We start from the raw sequence: 15,807 nt of genomic DNA, 5'->3' as shown, positions 1-15,807 counted from the left end.
AACGACTCTCGTCCATCTTCCGGACACAGCCTGTTTCCTCTGGCCGTTGGCCAGCCCTCCTTGGAAAGGAGGGGAGGGAAAACAGGACACATAGATCCTTCGCTTCGCTCAGGATGACACGCTAACCTTAGAATGTCATTCTGAGGAGCCGGAGGCGACGAAGAATCTATGTTTTGTTTTTGCAACCCGGTCACACGTCGATCAATCCGTCGAGCGGACTGCTTGCCGTGGCGTACAGTTTTTTCGGGATGCGTCCGGCCTCAAACGCCAGGCGTCCACATTCCACACCCAGGCGCATGGCTTTGGCCATTTTCAGCGGATCTTTTGCCTGCGCGATGGCGGTGTTCATCAACAGTCCGGCGACGCCCAGTTCCATGGCGCGGGCCGCGTCGGAGGCGGTGCCGACGCCGGCGTCGATGATGACCGGCACCTTCACCGCTTCCAGAATCAGTTTGACGTTGTAGGGGTTGCGGATGCCGAGCCCGGAGCCGATGGGCGCGGCCAGCGGCATGACAGCGGCGCAGCCCGCGTCTTCCAGTTTCTTGCACAACACCACGTCGTCCATGCAGTAAGGCAGCACGGTGAAGCCGTCCTTCACCAGCAGCTTGCAGGCTTCGAGCGTGGCTTCGTTGTCCGGGAACAGGGTTTTTGGGTCGCCGATGACCTCGACCTTGACGAAGTCGCCCAGCCCCGCCTCGCGCGCGAGCTGGCAGGTCATCACCGCTTCCTTGACGTTGAAACACCCGGCGGTGTTGGGCAGCAACGTGTACTTTTTGGGATCGATGTAGTTGAGGATGGACTCTTTGGTTTTGTCGAGTTCGATGCGCCGCACGGCGACGGTGATCATCTCCGCGCCGGAAATTTCGAGCGCCTGCTTGTTCATCTCGAACGACGGGTACTTGCCGGTGCCGACGATGAGGCGCGAGTTGAATGTCTTGTTGCCGATTTTGAGTTGGTGACTGTCGGTTTCTGTTGCGGTGGTCATAGTGTATTCTCAGCAAAGCGTTGCGTTATGGGTTATCGGGTTTGACGGGCAGCCGGGGAGTCCTGTTCCGCCCCCCACGGCGTGCACGATTTCGATCTTGTCGCCTTCCTTGAGCCGGGTGTCGGCGTAGGCCGCGCGCGGGATGACTTCCAGGTTGACCGCCACGGCAATGTGGCTGCCGGTGATGTCCAACTCCCGCAACAAATCTAGGATGTTCTGGCTGGACTCGGTGTGCCTGTCTTCGCCGTTGATGACCAGACGCAGCATGCGTTACCTCAGGATTCAAGCCGGGAGGGGGAAAAGCGCAAACAAAAAAAGCCGCACCCCCGCCTGGTAAAAAGAAGGGTACAGCCTTAATAACGGTGCATTATTATGTGCCATCCCTTCGCTGGCATTACCCAGATCAGGTTCAGAGGGTTGCCCTAACGAGCTCTCAGTTCAAGAGAACACCCCTGGCAAATTTTTTCCAGATTACTCAAAATAAAATCTAAGTCAAGAGTTATTGACCTTTCCGAAAAAATGGTTATCCTTTTAACATGTTCCCTTTAAATAACAAATACATATGGTCCCTCATCGGGCTGCTCCTGCTGATCACCACGGCCTGCGCGCCGAAACGCCTGACGCCGCACTATGAAACACCTCCTCCGGATTTGAAGGTGGAGGACAATCGGTTGTATTACAAAGCCCTCGATGCGCAGAACCGGGGCCGCCTGAAGGAGGCGGAAGAACTGTGGCAGGTGTTCATCAAGCGCTACCCACAGTCGATCCACGGCCACAACAACCTGGGCCGCGTGTATTACCTGGAGGACAAGCTGACACAGGCGACGCAGCAGTTCGAACAGGGCCTGGCATTGGAACCGACCGACCCGCGTCTCAAGCAGAACCTGGCCGACGCGCTCAAGTTGCAGGCCAACCTGTTGTATGAGGACAAGCGTTTCGACGCCACCATTGAAAAGCTCGACCGCCTGCGCCAGATCGCGTCGCAGGAGGAACAGCAGGGCATCCAGATCCGCATTGAAAAGGTCGAGGATAAAATCTTTGAACAGGTGCGGCGCGTGGACACGGCGGACAGTTACCGCGATTTCATCCAGAAATATCCGGAAGGCATCAATGCCCAGCGCGCCCGCCAGCGGCTGAAGGAGCTCGGTGTCGGCGACGCCCAGCCGGAGTCTTCCGGGTTGTCCTCGCTGATCCCCGGCTTCCTGTCGAACGAACCGGAGACGATGGAAACGGCGCCGCCGGTTCCGGAAGCGCCGCCGAAGACGACGGTGGAGACGCCGCTCTTAAAGGACAAGAAGAAAACGGCAACCATGCAGAGTCCTTTGATCGACGAGACGCTGGATGAAACCATCGTCGAGGAGACGGAGGCGCCCAAGGCGGGGCTGAAACCTTCCCAGGACCCGTTTTTCAACTCCGAAAGCTTTGGCACGGCCGGCAGCAAGGAACCGGTGCAGGTGAAACCGGACGCGACGGCGGGGGCCAAAGCCGGGCCGGAGGATGCGGTCACAAAAAAGAAAGTGAAGCCGTTCGGGTCGGAGATCTCGGACGAGGCGCTCGACGACTTTTTGAAGAGCCTCGATGATCAGGACATGCAGGTGCAGCCGGAGGCCCCGACGCCGCCGGAGGAAACCGCGGTGCTGCCCGACCAGACCAGCCAGCACATGCCGACGCCTCAAAATTCCGGCACGCAGGAGGTGCCGGTGACGCAACTCACGGAACCGGTGGACGTGCCGGACGACCTGAAGATGATCGCCCCGTTTGAGGCGCTGGCCGAGGAAAGCGCGTCCCAGCACAGCCAGGCCAAAACCAAGAAGGTGCCGGTCGCGCCGACGCCGCCTTCCTCTTTCCCCAAATCAAAACAGACCGCATCCAAAAAAAAACTTTTCTCGCAAAAACAACCTGAAGCTGAGTCCGTTGCCAAAAAGCTGACCGAAACGAAACCGCAATCCGCTCCGGAGCGTGTGATGGTGGTGGTCAAGGTCGAGCCCGGCACCTATCTGAATGTGCGCTCGGAACCCTCGGTCGCAAACGGCAAGCGCATCGGCAAGCTCAAGGCGGGCGATACAGTGCCGCTGCTGAAAGAAACGACGCTCTGGTTTCAGGTGGAGTTCACCAAGGGCAAGCCGGGCTGGATCAGCCGCACTTATGCCTCCAAACTGCCCCGCACCTCGTGGCGCATCCCCTTCGACGCACTGGATGACAAATCCATCGTTGCTTCCTGAGCGACGGCCTAGTAAAATCTGCAACTCTTATGCAAGCCATCATCCTTCTCGCGGGCTATGGATCGCGTCTCGGGCGCGATGACATCCCGCACAAAAGCCTGCTGCCCTTTGGCGACGAAACGCTGCTGTCGCGCCACCTCCGCATTCTTGAGGAGTTGGGCATCGAAAAAGCCGTGCTGGTCGTGGGCCACAACCGCGACGCGGTCAAGGACTATGTGCGCGGCCTGGGCGGCGCCATGCCCGTCGAATTTGTGGACAACCCCGACTACCTGGAGACCGGCAATACGCTGTCGCTGGTGCTGGGCCTGCGCGACCGCCCAGGCACCCTGCTGGTCATGGACGGCGACGTGCTCTACCCGCGCCGGGTGCTGGAAAAGTACGTGAGCAACTCGCAAGCGCCGTCGTTTGCCGTGGTGTCGGTGGATGTCAACGATACCGAGGCGAGCAAGGTGCTGCTCGACGAATCCCTGTGCATCCATTCCTTTGTCACCAAGCGCGACCTGACGGCGGAAGAAAAGCTGCGGTACAAGGTGGCGGGCGAGGCCATCGGCTTTTTCCTGCTGACGCCCCGGCTGGCGGAGGCGCTGATCGACCTCTACGATGCCTGCCCTGATGAATGGGACACCAGCCTGTGGGAAATCCCGCTTTCGGAGCTCGCCCCCGGCGCCCAGATCTCCCCGTTCTACATTCTTCAGGACGGGTGTATAGAAATTGATACGCAGGACGATTACGAAGAAGCCCTCGCCCGGTTCAATCAGAATCCCGAAATTTACTGAAATTCCCCTTTTATAGTCAGTCAGGAACCAACCCTTCCCGGCCTTGGCACCCCTTGGCGGCGTTTTGATCGCCCTCCTTGTGCTCTAAATAGATCATTCATGCGTAATAGTTGTAAAAATTCATAACATAAAAAATGCAATAGTATCTTTTTTTATAATTATGCCCGTCTATGGCCGAACCTCATAAGAAACCCGCCGCGTGGCACGCTGAATTTAAAAAATTGAATTTATTGGTTTTAGTCAGTTCATCGCGAGTTGTGACGATACGATAGCGGGCTTTGGCACATGGCTTGCTCTATCCCGGTATAGCTTTGGAAATTGAGTGACCGGATCGTTTTGGTTTCTTTTTTGGGAGATGTTTCAGCCATGAACATGATGGTAGAAGTCACAAAATATTTCAGTCAGTTGAATTTGTCTTTTCCGCTTCAGCAGTTGGGACCGATTCTGGCCATCGTGGGTTTGCTTCTCATCTGGGGCAAATACAAAACCGCAGTGTGGACGGGGTTCCTGTCCTGGATGTATCTGGCGGTTTCGACCAACAAGCTGACGTTGATCGCCATGTTGCAGTCGCCGCCGACCAGCGTGATCGTGGTCATGTTTCTCACCATGGTGACCGGGTTCCTGCTTCTCTTCACCTTCGTGCACCAGAGCCATCGCTGAGGCGCGCGGACACCGGAGATGACGACCATGTGGCCGACTCAATGTGAAGTGACCGTCGAGGGAACCATTCTGGTGCTGGGCGCGGTGTCCATTCTGTGGTTGTTGGGCCGCCTGTATCTCGGACTCGCCGTGCTGTATTTCTTCGCCATGTTCTGGCTTTACACTCTGAATCAATCTCCTCTCATCGATCTGTTTGGCCGCAATGCTCTGGGCTGGTACGCCGGGTTTTCCACCGCACTGCTGGCCGTGGTTGCGACCATCGTCAATCTGTTTCCAGACCGGCACTGACTGCATCTTCCTCCCTGCATTTGGTGTTATACTTGTCGTTACGGCAAGCGGGCGCGCACCCCTTGGGTGCGCGTCTTTTTTTTGAGAGAGCTCTGCACAACTGATTTCGGGATAGACAAGAATTGTCGTTGATCCCCGAACAGAGGAAAAGTCATGAATCCCCCTCATCCTAACCTTCTCCCACCAGGGGAGGAGGGACCTTCAATACCCCCTCTCCCTTGACGGGAGAGGGCTGGGGTGAGGGTGGCTTCCCCTGACTTGTTTTAATGACTTATGTAAAGGCTATTTTTCGGCAGGCATACAGCAGGAGGCGTTGGCGTGATTCAGGATTTCAAGGCGGTGTTTTTCGATGTCGGCGGCACGCTGTTGCGCGTCCACCCTTCCGTGGGCGACGTCTATGCGCAATACGCACGGGCTTACGGATTCGACGGCGAGCCCGACGACCTGAACCGGCATTTCCGCACCCACTGGAAAGGCCTGGGCGGCATGGAATCGCTGGGCACCGCCAAGGGGCCGGAGGTGGAACGCGGGTTCTGGAAGGAACTGGTGCGGCGCGTGTTCGAGCCCTACGGACTGCAACGCTTCGACGCCTACTTCGACGAAATCTACGACGTGTTCCGTGGCAGCGACTGCTGGAAGGTGTTCGAGGACGTCACCGAGTCGGGCCTGCTCGATCGACTGCAAGCCCGCGGCGTGGTGCTGGGGGTGATCTCCAACTGGGACTCGCGCCTGCCGGAGATCATCGACAACACCGGGCTGGGCAAGTATTTCCAGTTCGTGCTCGCCTCCACCGTGGTCGGCTCGGCCAAGCCGGACCTCGGTATCTTTCAGGAAGCGCTGAGATTGAGCGGCGTCCAGCCGCACGAAGCCTGCCACATCGGGGATGAAGTGGCGACCGACGTCACCGGCGCGCAAAACGCCGGCGTGCACCCCATCCTCATCGACCGCAGCAACCGCTTCCCCGACACCCACCCCCGCATCCAGTCCTTCCACGAACTGGTTATGGAAAACGCCTGATCCACTGCGTAGGAAAAGCGCGTGGGGAATGCTTTCAAGGCAGGCGGGGCTTGGTGGCCCCATCTCAGACGGGTTGCCATTTTCCAAAATCAGAACCTGGATTCTGCACTGCGTTCAGAATGACAGACCGGCCTTGGTGTTGTCATTCTGAGGAGCGGAAGCGACGAAGAATCTATGGGTTGATGCTCCGCCGCATCCCATTGTATCTGCCATTGCTCTAATGCTGCAGGCTGTCGATGATGGGGCAGTCCGGGGCGGTGCGACCGGTGCATTGGCTCACCAGTTGTTTCAGCACTTTTTCCATCGCTTTCAAATCGCGGATGCGCGATTGAATGTCCTCCAAATGCGCCTCCGCCAGCGTTTTCACCTTGCCGCAGGATTTGGGTTTGCCCTCCGCCAGTGCCAGCAGCCTGCGTACGTCATCCAGTGAAAACCCCAGCGTCCGCGCCCGGCGGATGAACTGCAAACGCCGCGCGTGCTCGTCGTTGTACACGCGGTGACCGCCCCCGGTGCGGCGCGGCGTGGGCAGCATGCCGATTTTTTCGTAATAACGGATCGTCTCGATGTTGCAATCGGTTTGTTTGGAAAGCCCGCCGATGGTCATTTGCCCTGCCATGACTCGCCTCGAAAAATTTTGAAAAATCCCTTGAACCTGTAGTGACTACAGATTCTATGCTAAACCCATGACGAACGAAAAGGAAGTGGAAATGTCATGAACTGGATCGAGCTCGTTTACGACAAGGATTGTCCCAACGTGGAGGCTGCACGGGATCATTTACGGCAGGCCTTGACGGCGGTGGGGATGCCGCTCACCTGGCAGGAATGGGAGCGCAGTGACCCGGCCAGCCCGCCGTATGTGATGCGGTATGGCTCGCCGACCGTTCTCATTCATGGCCGGGACGTCGCCCTGTCGCCGGACACGGAAGCCGGGCATTGCCGGTTGTACGCCGACGGCAAAGGCGGATTCCACGGTGCGCCGCCGGTGGATGTCATCCTGCGCAGGCTGAAACCGCATGCTGAAAAAAATCTGAAAAAGTTTTCAGGCGTGGTTCCGGTATTGGGGGTGGCGTTATTGCCGAAACTCACCTGCCCGGCCTGCTGGCCCGCGTATGCGTGGCTGCTGGGCGTGATGGGGTTGGACTTCATCAACTACACGCCGTGGCTCCTGCCCATGATGGCCGTGTTTCTGGTGCCCGCGCTGGGCGTGCTGGCTTACCGGGCCGGACGGCGGCGGGGATACGGTCCGTTTTTTTTAGGACTGGTGGGTTCCGTCTTTCTTCTTGCGGGAAAATTTTATTTCAACCAGCCCTTTGTGGAATACGGGGGCATGGCGGGTTTGTTCATGGCTTTTGTCTGGAACGCCTGGCCCAAAAAACCGGATCGCGTTGATACCGATTGCCCGGCTTGTGGCGATACGGAAAAGGCCGCTAGGCCGGCGCAATAACAAAACACATTGGATCCCGGTACGGCACTCCCTGGAACACGGGGTGTTGGCCGGGTTGGAATAAGGAGGTCCGTTATGGCAACGGAAACCGTACAAATTAAAGTTTCCGGAATGATGTGCTCGTTCTGCACCATGAGCATCGAGCGTGCGTTGAAGCATTACGACGGCATCAAAAGCGTCATGGTGAACCTGGTGCATGGCATCGTCCTGGTCGAGGCGGACACTTCGAAGATGAACCGGGACGATCTGGCCCAGGCCGTCGAAAAACTCGGCTACACCGTTTCGGGCACACAGGGACAACAGGCCGCGACCGATGAGGGCATCCACAAGCTCATCAAGCAACGCGGCATCATCGGCATGATCCTGGCGGTGATCGTGCTCGCGGTCGATCCGCTGAATTTGTTCGGACTGCCTGCGCAAATCAGGGCCGGGTTCAGTTTCGCCGTGGCGGCGGTGGTCCTGCTGTGGGTGGGCTACCCGATCCTCCGCAAGACCGTGTTGGTGCTCACCCAGCGGGTGATCAATGCCAACGTCCTGCTTTCGGCGGGTGCCTGGGGATCGTTTGTCATCGGCACCCTGTCCCTGTTCGATCCGCGCTGGCCGAATTTCCTGCCGGTCGCCACCTGGCTGATGGCGCTGCATCTGTTCTTCGGCTACTTCAAGCTGGACACCCGCAAGAAGGCTTCGGAAGCGGTCAGCAAACTGCTGGCCCTGCAACCGCGCCGCACCCGCGTCCTGCGCGGCGGCGAACCGGTGGAAGTCCCTACAGAAGAGATCGCCATTGGTGAGGTGGTGATGGTCCGTCCGGGCGAACGCATCCCTCTGGACGGAGAAGTGATCGAGGGCACGGCCAGTGTGGACGAATCGAGTTTCACTGGCGAATCCGTTCCGCCCATCCGCAAACAGGGCGATCCGGTCCTCGGCGGGACGTTGAATCTCGACGGCAGTTTGCAGATTCGCACGACGAAAGTGGGGCAGGATAGTTTTCTGAACCAGATCGTCAGCCTCATGACTCGGATCGCTGAGCGCAAGCCGTCGATCGAACTGCTGGCCGACTGGCTGATGAACTATTACGGTCCCGTGGTGTTCATCGTCGCGATTCTGGCTTTTGCGGGTTGGGGACTGGCGACCGGCGATTACCTGCAGGCGACGGTGGTGCTGGTCACCACGCTCATCATGGGGTATCCATGCGCGCTGGGCATTTCCACGCCCATGCTGGCGGCCATCGCCGGAGGCCGGGGCATGGCCATCGGCCTCTTGGTCAAGGCCAGTGAAGTGTTTCAGGAACTCTCGACCGTGGATACGGTTGTCTTCGACAAGACCGGCACCCTGACCTACGGCCGCCCGACGGTCACCGACATCGTTCCGTTCGGCGCCTCCCGCGAACAGGTCCTGCAATGGGCGGAAGCGGTGGAACGGCAATCGGAGCATCCCGTCGGCCTGTCCATCGGTTTTTACGCGCAAAAGGAAGGTGTCGGCAAACTTGATGTGGATGGATTTCGCGCCACGCCGGGCAAGGGCGTTTCGGGTAATGTGGACGGCGGACGCGTTCTGGCCGGAAGGCCCGCCTTCCTCGAAGAGAACGGGGTGCGTCTGACCGAAGACATGCGTGCCCGCATCGACGCGCTGGCCTCCGAAGGCAAAACCGTGGTAACTGTCGCGCGCGGGGAAACCACGGTCGGTGCGATTGGACTGCAGGACGTTCCCCGCCGGGGCGCGGAACGGGTGATGGAAAAACTGCGCCGCCGGGGCATCAAGACAGTCATGCTGACCGGCGATATCCGAAACGTGGCGGAAGCTATCGGCAAACAGCTTGGCATCGACGAGGTCCATGCGGAGCTTCTGCCTACGGACAAAGTATCCGCCATTGAAACACTGCAATCGGAGGGACGGAAGGTGGCCATGGTGGGCGACGGCATCAACGACGCGCCCGCTCTGGCGCAGGCGAATGCCGGCATCGCCATTGGCGCGGGCACCGACGTGGCCATCGAGTCCGCCGGGGTCATCCTGATCGGCGACCGGTTGGACGATGTGGTCAGCGCCCTCATCCTGGGCAAGGCCAGTTACCGGACGCTGACCGCGAATGTCGTGGTCGCCGTGCTGTTCAACATCGTCGGCATGGTGCTGGCCGCGATGGGATTGGTGACGCCCGAGCTAGCGATCATGGTCATGATCCTGAGCATCTTCGCCATTCTGCTCAACACGCTTCGCATCCGGTTCCTCAACCTGCAACGTGACGAAGCGGGGACGGAAACGGTTTCCGCTGAGGTGGAGTTTCAGGTTCCCAACATGGTGTGCGAAGGCTGCGCCAGCAAAATAAGCACCGCGCTGGAGTTGCTGCCCGGTGTTCTGGAAATCCAACCCAACGTCGAGCAAAAACGGGTCGCCATCCGCTACGAACCCGCCAAGGTGCAGGAACAACAGCTCATGAACGTGCTCGGCAAAAACGGCTTCACCTGCACGATGGGGTCCGCGCAGTGAGTGAATGCGGAAACAGCAATGGCGGATTCCCGGCCTCCGGTTCCCCACATACAGCGGGCGGCTGAAGGCCGGGTCATCGCCTTAATAGTTGCCCACATTTTCCTTGATGAAGGGCTACGGCTTGTCCTGCATGTACCCAATTCAACAACTGTTCAACTCAACGGATGTCCCATGTCATTTTTAATTTCCAAAGTTTCTTTTTTTAGCAAGGTTGCGGGAGTTTTCTTTCTCGCTTGGGCTCTCAGCTTAGGCGAGGTCACCGCTCAGGAAAGCAAACCTGTTTACAAAGTATATGTTGACGGCCTGTCCTGCCCGTTCTGCACTTATGGCATTGAGAAAAAATTCAACGAGGTGGAAGGCGTGCAAACCATCGATATCGATCTCAAAACGGGTGCGACGGTCATCACCATGAAACCGGGCGCTACTCTGGATGAAGACACGGCCCGAAAAACGGTGGAAGCCGCTGGTTTCACCCTGCGCGATTTCGAACGGGTCCAAAAGGATGAACAGAAAAATCCAAGTAGTAAAAAGTAGGGTTTCAAGGCGTGGAGGTTTTGTGAAACAGTTTATTTTTTTAAGTGGTGCGGCAGGACTTTTTTTATTGCTGATTGGTAGCGGAACAGGTTGGTCCGCGCCCATCACCTTCAATACGGCCCTGCCGGTTGCGGAGCAAGAATTCATTTTCCGCGAACTGTTTGTTCTCGATCAATCGGGCGATGACCCCAGCGGCGCGGAGCGGGACCGGAAAGCGTTTGCCGCCGTATCCGTTCTCGGCTACGGAGTGACCCGCGATTTCGCGCTGTTCGGTGTCCTGCCGTATGTGGATAAGGGTTTGGACATCACTTCCATGGGGCAACGGCGTTCCCGGGATGCGAATGGTATCGGCGATGCCACTTTGTTCGGACGTTATACCGTGATCGAAGACAACATTCCGGGCAGGACTTTCCGGGTCGCTCCCTTTGTAGGCGTGGAGTTGCCCACTGGAGACGATGAGGAAACCGATGCGTTCGGCCGGTTGCCTCCCAGCGTCCAGCCGGGGTCCGGTTCGGCCGATCCCTTCGCGGGGATTGTGGCCACCTACCAGACTCTGGACTTTCAGGTCGACACTCAGCTCAGTTACAAGGTGAACACCGAGGCCAATGATTTTGAGTTGGGAGATATCGCCCGGTTCGACGCTTCTCTGCAACACCGCCTCTTGCCTGCCACCCTGGAGAGCGGGGTTCCCGGGTTCTTGTACGCCGTTCTGGAAGGCAACCTGATTTACATGGACCAAAACAAAAATAACGGAATCCAGAATCCCAATTCTGGCGGCACCACGCTGTTTCTCACGCCGGGTTTGCAATATGTGACCCGCCGCTGGATTGTGGAAGGCGGCGTACAGCTTCCCGTAATTCAGGACCTGAACGGCACCGCCTTGGAAAAAGAATATATCGTTCTCTTCGGTTTCCGATTTAATTTCTAAAAAATGATGATTGGAAAACAAAGATTCATTCCAGCTCTATGGATGGTTCTGCTTCTCATGACAAGTGTTTCTGCCTCGGGATGCGCGGTGTTTTTGGAAACCGAGCCACAATACCGGTTTGAGACCGCCTGGGGCTCCAAGGGCGACCGGCCCGGCGAGTTCCACGACCCGACAGGCATCGCCGCCGCCAACGGAGAAGTGTTTGTGTCCGATGCACGCAATGCCCGCATTCAGGTGTTCGATTTGGATGGAAACTTCAAACGCCAATTCGGCACGCCCGGAACCGAACCCGGTCATCTGGAGCGGCCCATGAACCTGACCATCGCCCAGGGAAAATTATACGTGGCCGATTACTGGAATGACCGCATCGAGATCTTTAACCTCGATGGCACGCACCAACAAACTCTGGGCCGGTCCGGTTCGGGCCCCGGGGAATTCGAAGCGCCGGGGGGCGTGGCCGTGGCTCCCAATGGCGATCTGTTCGTCGCGGATTTTTACAATCAGAGAATCCAGCAACTGCGGGCGGATGGAAGCTTCTTCCGGCAATGGGGGCAAACCGGCAAGGTGGGCATCTGGGCGGAGCAATTCAATTACCCAACGGATGTGGCCCTGGATTCCAAAGGGTTTTTATATGTCGCGGACGGGTATAACGACCGTGTTCAGGTGTTTTCTCCCGGCGGAAGCTTCAGCCACAAATGGGGCGGACCGTTTGCCATTGATATTTCCGGTCCCTTTGTGGGGTGGTTTGCCACCGTCACGGGAATTGCCACCGGTCCTTCCGGAAATGTTTTCGTCGCCGATTTTTATAACCACCGCGTTCAAACATTTTCTCCCGAGGGTGACTTTTTGACCGCCTTCGGTAAAAAAGGGTTTGGCCCCGGCGAGTTCAATTATCCGATTGCCATTACGGTGATGGGCGATGGTACCGTGTTTGTCGCGGACTATGGCAACAACCGTGTGCAAAAATGGCGTCCCCAACCTGAAACCACAAAATGACATTAGAGAAGGGCAGCATCCGTATTTCAGTGTTCATCGGTGTACATCGGTGGTTAAAGTTTTTTGTTTTCGCCACCACCACTCATAGGCGAAGGCGAGGTAGAAGGGGGTGAACTCGATCCACACGATCCACGGGATGAGGGGTGTCATGTCCTGGTACTCGAAATAAAAATCGAGGTAGTAGAAGCCGACCAGTCCCGTCAGCCAAATCCACGACCGCCACGGAAAGAAGCACAGGTACGGCACCACCCACATCAGGTACCACGGGTTCTGCACCGGGCTCAGCAGAAACACCAGCCCCATGATGACGAACTGATCGCCGAGGCAGGCGCGGTCGGCGTCCTCCCCCTGCCGCGCCTTACGGAAAAACAGATACGCCAGCACGGCGAGCACGATGACGAGCACGGTGATCTTGGCCAGCAACGACGGCAGGTCGTACGAGAAGCCGACAGGCAACTCCGACGACACCCCCAGTACGGTGCCGTAAAACCACAGCACCAAGGCGAACAGGCTGTCGTTGTTCTGCCAGTAAGTGGTGAAGGTCTCCAGCCCTTCAAACGCATCGCGCCCGATGTTCACAAACGGCAAATAGCCCGCCACGATCACCCCGGCGAACAATGCCACGCCCGCGGCGCACGCTCTCCACGGTGCGTTTCCTTTTTCCACCCGACTCTGAAACTGGCGCTTGAGGTAGAGCGGCAGCAGGATCGCCGGATACAGTTTGCCCAGCACGCTGAGTGCGAGAAAGAAGTACGCCGCGTAATACCGCGCCCGCACGAGAAAATAAATCGCGCCCGTCAAAAACGCGATGCCGATGATATCGAGGTGCGTCGAGTTGAACGTCTCTTTGATGACCAGCGGGCACCAGTAATAGACCAGGCACAGGTTCGGGTTCTGCCCCAGTTCGCGGAGCGTGAGGGCGATGAAGGCGACCGCCATCAGGTCGAACAGGAAAAACGCGATGCGCATCATGGGAATGCTGTCGGGTTTGAGCGTGTGCACCAGGCGGAACACGTACTGCGCCATCGGCGGATAGATGGTCGGCACCGCCGGGTGGTTGATGCGTTCCATGTACACCAGGCTGCGGTCGCTCGCCCATTTCAGTTGATACAATTGCGTCAGCTCGCGAATCTGGTCCGGCGTGTAGGTGGCCTCGAAGCTGGCCGGATCGCGGATCATGAACTCCTTCATGCGGCTGACCTCGTTCGGCGAGTATTTGAACGGGTTGATGCCGTGGGCGAACACTTTGCCGTCCCACAGGTAGCGGTAGATGTCGTCTTCCTGGATGGGGTTGGCGGGCAGGACCGCGCCGCGAAACAACAGGCCGAGGATGAGGATCAGCCACAGCGTGTTCCACCGGTACGGCGACTTTAAAATTTTGAACGCCGCCCACGCGTACAGCGCGAACAATGCGGCGTAGAGCGCGAGGTAGGCGAGGATCGGCCGCTCCGCATAGCCCTCGCCCCAGTTGAACGCGAGCGACAGCCTCCACAGGCCGAGGTAGAGGAGGACGGAGCCGATGCCCGTTATGAGGAGGACGGTGCGGGTGCGCATAAGGACTTCAGTAAACCACAACTATCCGCCGGGCGGCACCGGTCTTTTGATGTGGCGGCAAACCGGTTCCCCTGGGTAAGGAGACTTTGGCGTAAGTGGGATAAACCCAAAACATAGATTCTTCGCTGACGCTCAGAATGACAATTCCGGCCCCGGCCTGTCATTCTGAGGAGCCGCAGGCGACGAAGAATCTATGGGTTCACCCATTAAAAACAGGCATGCAAAGGTCTCTTTGGAAGGGGGTGCTCGTCGGTTTGCGCCCGCCGGACGCCGTCCGGAGGGAATGGGGTAATGCGTGAGGTCTGCATTAAAGAATTTTCGTGGCGCAATGCTGAATATCTCCCCTCCTTTCCAAGGAGGGGATTAAGGGGAGGTCGTGGCAACCCGTGAATACGGGTTGCGCTCCAAAATCCCACCCCGACCTGTCACTCCGTGAGTGCCCCTTGGTACAGGGGAGGGGGCCAAGGGCGCGATCTTTTTAACTCATTGCCTCAGGCGTTGCCTGCGCCCCAAAACGCATCAGCCCGTTTCCCCTCCCTGTAAGGGAGCCGCCTACCGGTACAGGTCGTCGCGGGTGAGGGGTAGGCCGGAGGGACCTTTCGGGCCGCGTTTGGTCGCCACCACCTGGCAGATGTGCATCGAGCCGTCGCGGAACCCGGTGGACACCCCGGCGAGGTACAGCGCCCACATGCGGAACCGCTCCACGCCGACGAAGCCGATGGCCTCCTCCCGGCGCGCTTCCAGCCGCCGGTACCAGTGCTGGCAGGTCAGCCCGTAATGCTCGCGCCAGGCCTCGATGTCGCGCACCTCGAACCCGGCGATCTCCATCAGGTCGGCGGTGTGGCCGATGTTGTCGAGCTCGCTGCCGGGAAAGATGTATTTCAGCAGCAGGCGGCGTTCGGGCCGGACCTTGAGCGCCTTGCGGCGCGAGGCCTTGGCGCGGCGCGAGATGCCGTGGTTCATCAGGATGCCGCGTTCTTTCAGCAGCGAGTGGATTTTTTTGAAATACGCGGGCATGTTGGCGATGCCGATGTGTTCGAACATGCCGACGCTCACCACCTTGTCGTAGGCGCCCTCCAGCGTCGAGTAATCACGGAGCTCGACGGTGACGCGGTCTTCCAGGCCGAGCTTTTTGATTTTTTCCGTGGCGAAATCGAACTGCCGCTGCGACAGGGTCACGCCGTGCGCCGTCACCCCGTAATGGCGGGCGGCGTGGCAGATCAATCCGCCCCAGCCGCAACCGATGTCGAGCAGGGTTTCACCCGGTTGGAGGCGCAGCTTGCGGCAGATCATTTCCAGCTTGTCCTGCTGCGCCTGGTCCAGCGAGGTGCCGGCGTCCTTGAAATAGCCGCAGGAGTACTGCATTTCCTCATCGAGAAACAGCGCGTAAAACTCGTTGCTGATGTCGTAATGAAACTGGATGAACTTTTTGTTGTCGCGGCGCGCTGCATCGCGGCCGATCGCGTCGTCCGTGTATTCGTGTTGCACCGTTTTGTGTGCGGCGGGCGCGAACAACAGCGGCAGGGCCTGCCGCAGCAGGAAAAATTTGTTGAGCTTCTTCAGGTTTTTCTTCATCTGCCGGTCGCGCAGGAGGGCGATGAAGTCGATCAGGTCGCCGTGGATTTCGATGTGGCCCTTGACGTATTCGAGGAGCAGGTTTTCCAGCGTCGGTTTCCGCAGCAGTCCGCCCAGCACGCCGGAGCCGTTGATGGCGATGACAAACCGCTCGTCCACCTCGCGGCCCAGCGGGATCAGCGATCCCTCCCACAGGCGGACGGAGAAGCGGGCGTTGAGGGTGTCGCCCAGGTGGTGCAGCATCCGCCGGGTGGCGGCCAGCCTGTGTTCTTCCGAGAAAAATGACATCGCCCGGCATTATAAGCGGAATCCGCGAGTTTGATACGGCAAATGTGGGTCCGGTCGTG

Annotated in this window: 15 protein-coding genes, 1 pseudogene and 1 riboswitch; of the genes and pseudogenes, 11 read left to right on the top strand and 5 right to left on the bottom strand. The window is 58.4% G+C overall.

Annotated elements, in window-relative coordinates:
- Nucleotides 1–190: 190 nt before the first annotated feature.
- Nucleotides 191–985 carry a thiazole synthase gene (locus QML71_RS13450; protein WP_282012441.1) on the bottom strand — a complete coding sequence of 265 codons (795 nt, stop codon included), beginning with the start codon at nucleotides 983–985 and terminating at the stop codon, nucleotides 191–193.
- A gap of 9 nt (nucleotides 986–994) precedes the next feature.
- The gene (gene thiS, locus QML71_RS13445; RefSeq protein ID WP_282012440.1) at nucleotides 995–1,252 is read right to left on the bottom strand and encodes a sulfur carrier protein ThiS; all 258 of its coding nucleotides are present in this window, start codon (nucleotides 1,250–1,252) and stop codon (nucleotides 995–997) included.
- Nucleotides 1,253–1,347: 95 nt separating this feature from the next.
- A riboswitch (TPP riboswitch) is annotated at nucleotides 1,348–1,449 on the bottom strand.
- Nucleotides 1,450–1,521: 72 nt separating this feature from the next.
- On the opposite strand from thiS, the gene QML71_RS13440 reads away from it, so the two are divergent.
- The 5 genes from QML71_RS13440 to QML71_RS13420 all read left to right on the top strand — a co-directional run bounded on the left by QML71_RS13440 (nucleotide 1,522) and on the right by QML71_RS13420 (nucleotide 5,948).
- Nucleotides 1,522–3,207 (top strand): SH3 domain-containing protein, encoded by a 1,686-nt coding sequence (locus QML71_RS13440; protein WP_282012439.1) that lies wholly within the window; start codon nucleotides 1,522–1,524, stop codon nucleotides 3,205–3,207.
- 29 nt (nucleotides 3,208–3,236) lie between these two features.
- Nucleotides 3,237–3,983, top strand: a complete 747-nt coding sequence (locus tag QML71_RS13435) for a phosphocholine cytidylyltransferase family protein (protein WP_282012438.1) — start codon at nucleotides 3,237–3,239, stop codon at nucleotides 3,981–3,983.
- A 366-nt stretch (nucleotides 3,984–4,349) separates the two neighbouring features.
- Nucleotides 4,350–4,643: a hypothetical protein gene (locus QML71_RS13430; protein ID WP_282012437.1), complete on the top strand. Its 294-nt coding sequence runs from the start codon at nucleotides 4,350–4,352 to the stop codon at nucleotides 4,641–4,643.
- A gap of 18 nt (nucleotides 4,644–4,661) precedes the next feature.
- Nucleotides 4,662–4,931, top strand: a complete 270-nt coding sequence (locus tag QML71_RS13425; protein ID WP_282012436.1) for a hypothetical protein — start codon at nucleotides 4,662–4,664, stop codon at nucleotides 4,929–4,931.
- Nucleotides 4,932–5,249: 318 nt separating this feature from the next.
- On the top strand, nucleotides 5,250–5,948 hold the full coding sequence (locus QML71_RS13420; protein WP_282012435.1) for an HAD-IA family hydrolase: 699 nt from the start codon (nucleotides 5,250–5,252) through the stop codon (nucleotides 5,946–5,948).
- A gap of 217 nt (nucleotides 5,949–6,165) precedes the next feature.
- Here QML71_RS13420 and QML71_RS13415 read toward each other — a convergent pair whose 3' ends face one another.
- Nucleotides 6,166–6,564 carry a MerR family transcriptional regulator gene (locus tag QML71_RS13415; RefSeq protein WP_282012434.1) on the bottom strand — a complete coding sequence of 133 codons (399 nt, stop codon included), beginning with the start codon at nucleotides 6,562–6,564 and terminating at the stop codon, nucleotides 6,166–6,168.
- A 96-nt stretch (nucleotides 6,565–6,660) separates the two neighbouring features.
- On the opposite strand from QML71_RS13415, the gene QML71_RS13410 reads away from it, so the two are divergent.
- The 6 genes and pseudogenes from QML71_RS13410 (at nucleotide 6,661) to QML71_RS13390 (ending at nucleotide 12,331) form a co-directional block, all read left to right on the top strand.
- Entirely contained in the window at nucleotides 6,661–7,392 is a 732-nt protein-coding gene (locus tag QML71_RS13410; protein ID WP_282012433.1) for a hypothetical protein, read from the top strand.
- Nucleotides 7,393–7,467: 75 nt separating this feature from the next.
- Complete coding sequence (locus tag QML71_RS13405) at nucleotides 7,468–9,873, top strand: heavy metal translocating P-type ATPase (protein WP_282012432.1); 2,406 nt, start codon at nucleotides 7,468–7,470, stop codon at nucleotides 9,871–9,873.
- An 18-nt stretch (nucleotides 9,874–9,891) separates the two neighbouring features.
- Complete coding sequence (locus QML71_RS13400; protein WP_282012431.1) at nucleotides 9,892–10,407, top strand: heavy-metal-associated domain-containing protein; 516 nt, start codon at nucleotides 9,892–9,894, stop codon at nucleotides 10,405–10,407.
- Nucleotides 10,376–11,335: a transporter gene (locus QML71_RS13395; protein WP_282012430.1), complete on the top strand. Its 960-nt coding sequence runs from the start codon at nucleotides 10,376–10,378 to the stop codon at nucleotides 11,333–11,335. The genes QML71_RS13400 and QML71_RS13395 overlap by 32 nt, the downstream gene beginning before the upstream one ends.
- A gap of 3 nt (nucleotides 11,336–11,338) precedes the next feature.
- Nucleotides 11,339–11,563 (top strand): annotated as a pseudogene (locus tag QML71_RS14100) (NHL repeat-containing protein); the annotation flags it as partial.
- 81 nt (nucleotides 11,564–11,644) lie between these two features.
- A complete protein-coding gene (locus QML71_RS13390) occupies nucleotides 11,645–12,331 on the top strand; it encodes a 6-bladed beta-propeller (RefSeq protein ID WP_282012429.1) in 687 nt (228 codons plus the stop codon).
- A gap of 33 nt (nucleotides 12,332–12,364) precedes the next feature.
- Here QML71_RS13390 and QML71_RS13385 read toward each other — a convergent pair whose 3' ends face one another.
- Nucleotides 12,365–13,885 (bottom strand): glycosyltransferase family protein, encoded by a 1,521-nt coding sequence (locus QML71_RS13385; protein WP_282012428.1) that lies wholly within the window; start codon nucleotides 13,883–13,885, stop codon nucleotides 12,365–12,367.
- Nucleotides 13,886–14,437: 552 nt separating this feature from the next.
- Nucleotides 14,438–15,748 carry a class I SAM-dependent methyltransferase gene (locus tag QML71_RS13380; RefSeq protein ID WP_282012427.1) on the bottom strand — a complete coding sequence of 437 codons (1,311 nt, stop codon included), beginning with the start codon at nucleotides 15,746–15,748 and terminating at the stop codon, nucleotides 14,438–14,440.
- Nucleotides 15,749–15,807 lie beyond the last annotated feature (59 nt).

This window comes from Nitrospina watsonii, assembly GCF_946900835.1.
GTDB lineage: Bacteria > Nitrospinota > Nitrospinia > Nitrospinales > Nitrospinaceae > Nitrospina > Nitrospina watsonii.
The sequence above is the reverse complement of the archived record's forward strand: the minus strand, read 5'-3'. Positions and strand labels throughout refer to the sequence as shown.

Excerpts from the sequence above, each read along its gene's own strand:
- QML71_RS13400 (WP_282012431.1), top strand. The coding sequence starts at position 9,892 with ATGGCGGATTCCCGGCCTCCGGTTCCCCACATACAGCGGGCGGCTGAA.
- QML71_RS13435 (WP_282012438.1), top strand. The coding sequence starts at position 3,237 with ATGCAAGCCATCATCCTTCTCGCGGGCTATGGATCGCGTCTCGGGCGC.
- QML71_RS13430 (WP_282012437.1), top strand. The coding sequence starts at position 4,350 with ATGAACATGATGGTAGAAGTCACAAAATATTTCAGTCAGTTGAATTTG.
- thiS (WP_282012440.1), bottom strand. The coding sequence starts at position 1,252 with ATGCTGCGTCTGGTCATCAACGGCGAAGACAGGCACACCGAGTCCAGC.
- QML71_RS13380 (WP_282012427.1), bottom strand. The coding sequence starts at position 15,748 with ATGTCATTTTTCTCGGAAGAACACAGGCTGGCCGCCACCCGGCGGATG.
- QML71_RS13425 (WP_282012436.1), top strand. The coding sequence starts at position 4,662 with ATGACGACCATGTGGCCGACTCAATGTGAAGTGACCGTCGAGGGAACC.
- QML71_RS13415 (WP_282012434.1), bottom strand. The coding sequence starts at position 6,564 with ATGGCAGGGCAAATGACCATCGGCGGGCTTTCCAAACAAACCGATTGC.
- QML71_RS13410 (WP_282012433.1), top strand. The coding sequence starts at position 6,661 with ATGAACTGGATCGAGCTCGTTTACGACAAGGATTGTCCCAACGTGGAG.
- QML71_RS13405 (WP_282012432.1), top strand. The coding sequence starts at position 7,468 with ATGGCAACGGAAACCGTACAAATTAAAGTTTCCGGAATGATGTGCTCG.
- QML71_RS13440 (WP_282012439.1), top strand. The coding sequence starts at position 1,522 with ATGTTCCCTTTAAATAACAAATACATATGGTCCCTCATCGGGCTGCTC.
- QML71_RS13385 (WP_282012428.1), bottom strand. The coding sequence starts at position 13,885 with ATGCGCACCCGCACCGTCCTCCTCATAACGGGCATCGGCTCCGTCCTC.
- QML71_RS13390 (WP_282012429.1), top strand. The coding sequence starts at position 11,645 with ATGAACCTGACCATCGCCCAGGGAAAATTATACGTGGCCGATTACTGG.
- QML71_RS13395 (WP_282012430.1), top strand. The coding sequence starts at position 10,376 with ATGAACAGAAAAATCCAAGTAGTAAAAAGTAGGGTTTCAAGGCGTGGA.
- QML71_RS13450 (WP_282012441.1), bottom strand. The coding sequence starts at position 985 with ATGACCACCGCAACAGAAACCGACAGTCACCAACTCAAAATCGGCAAC.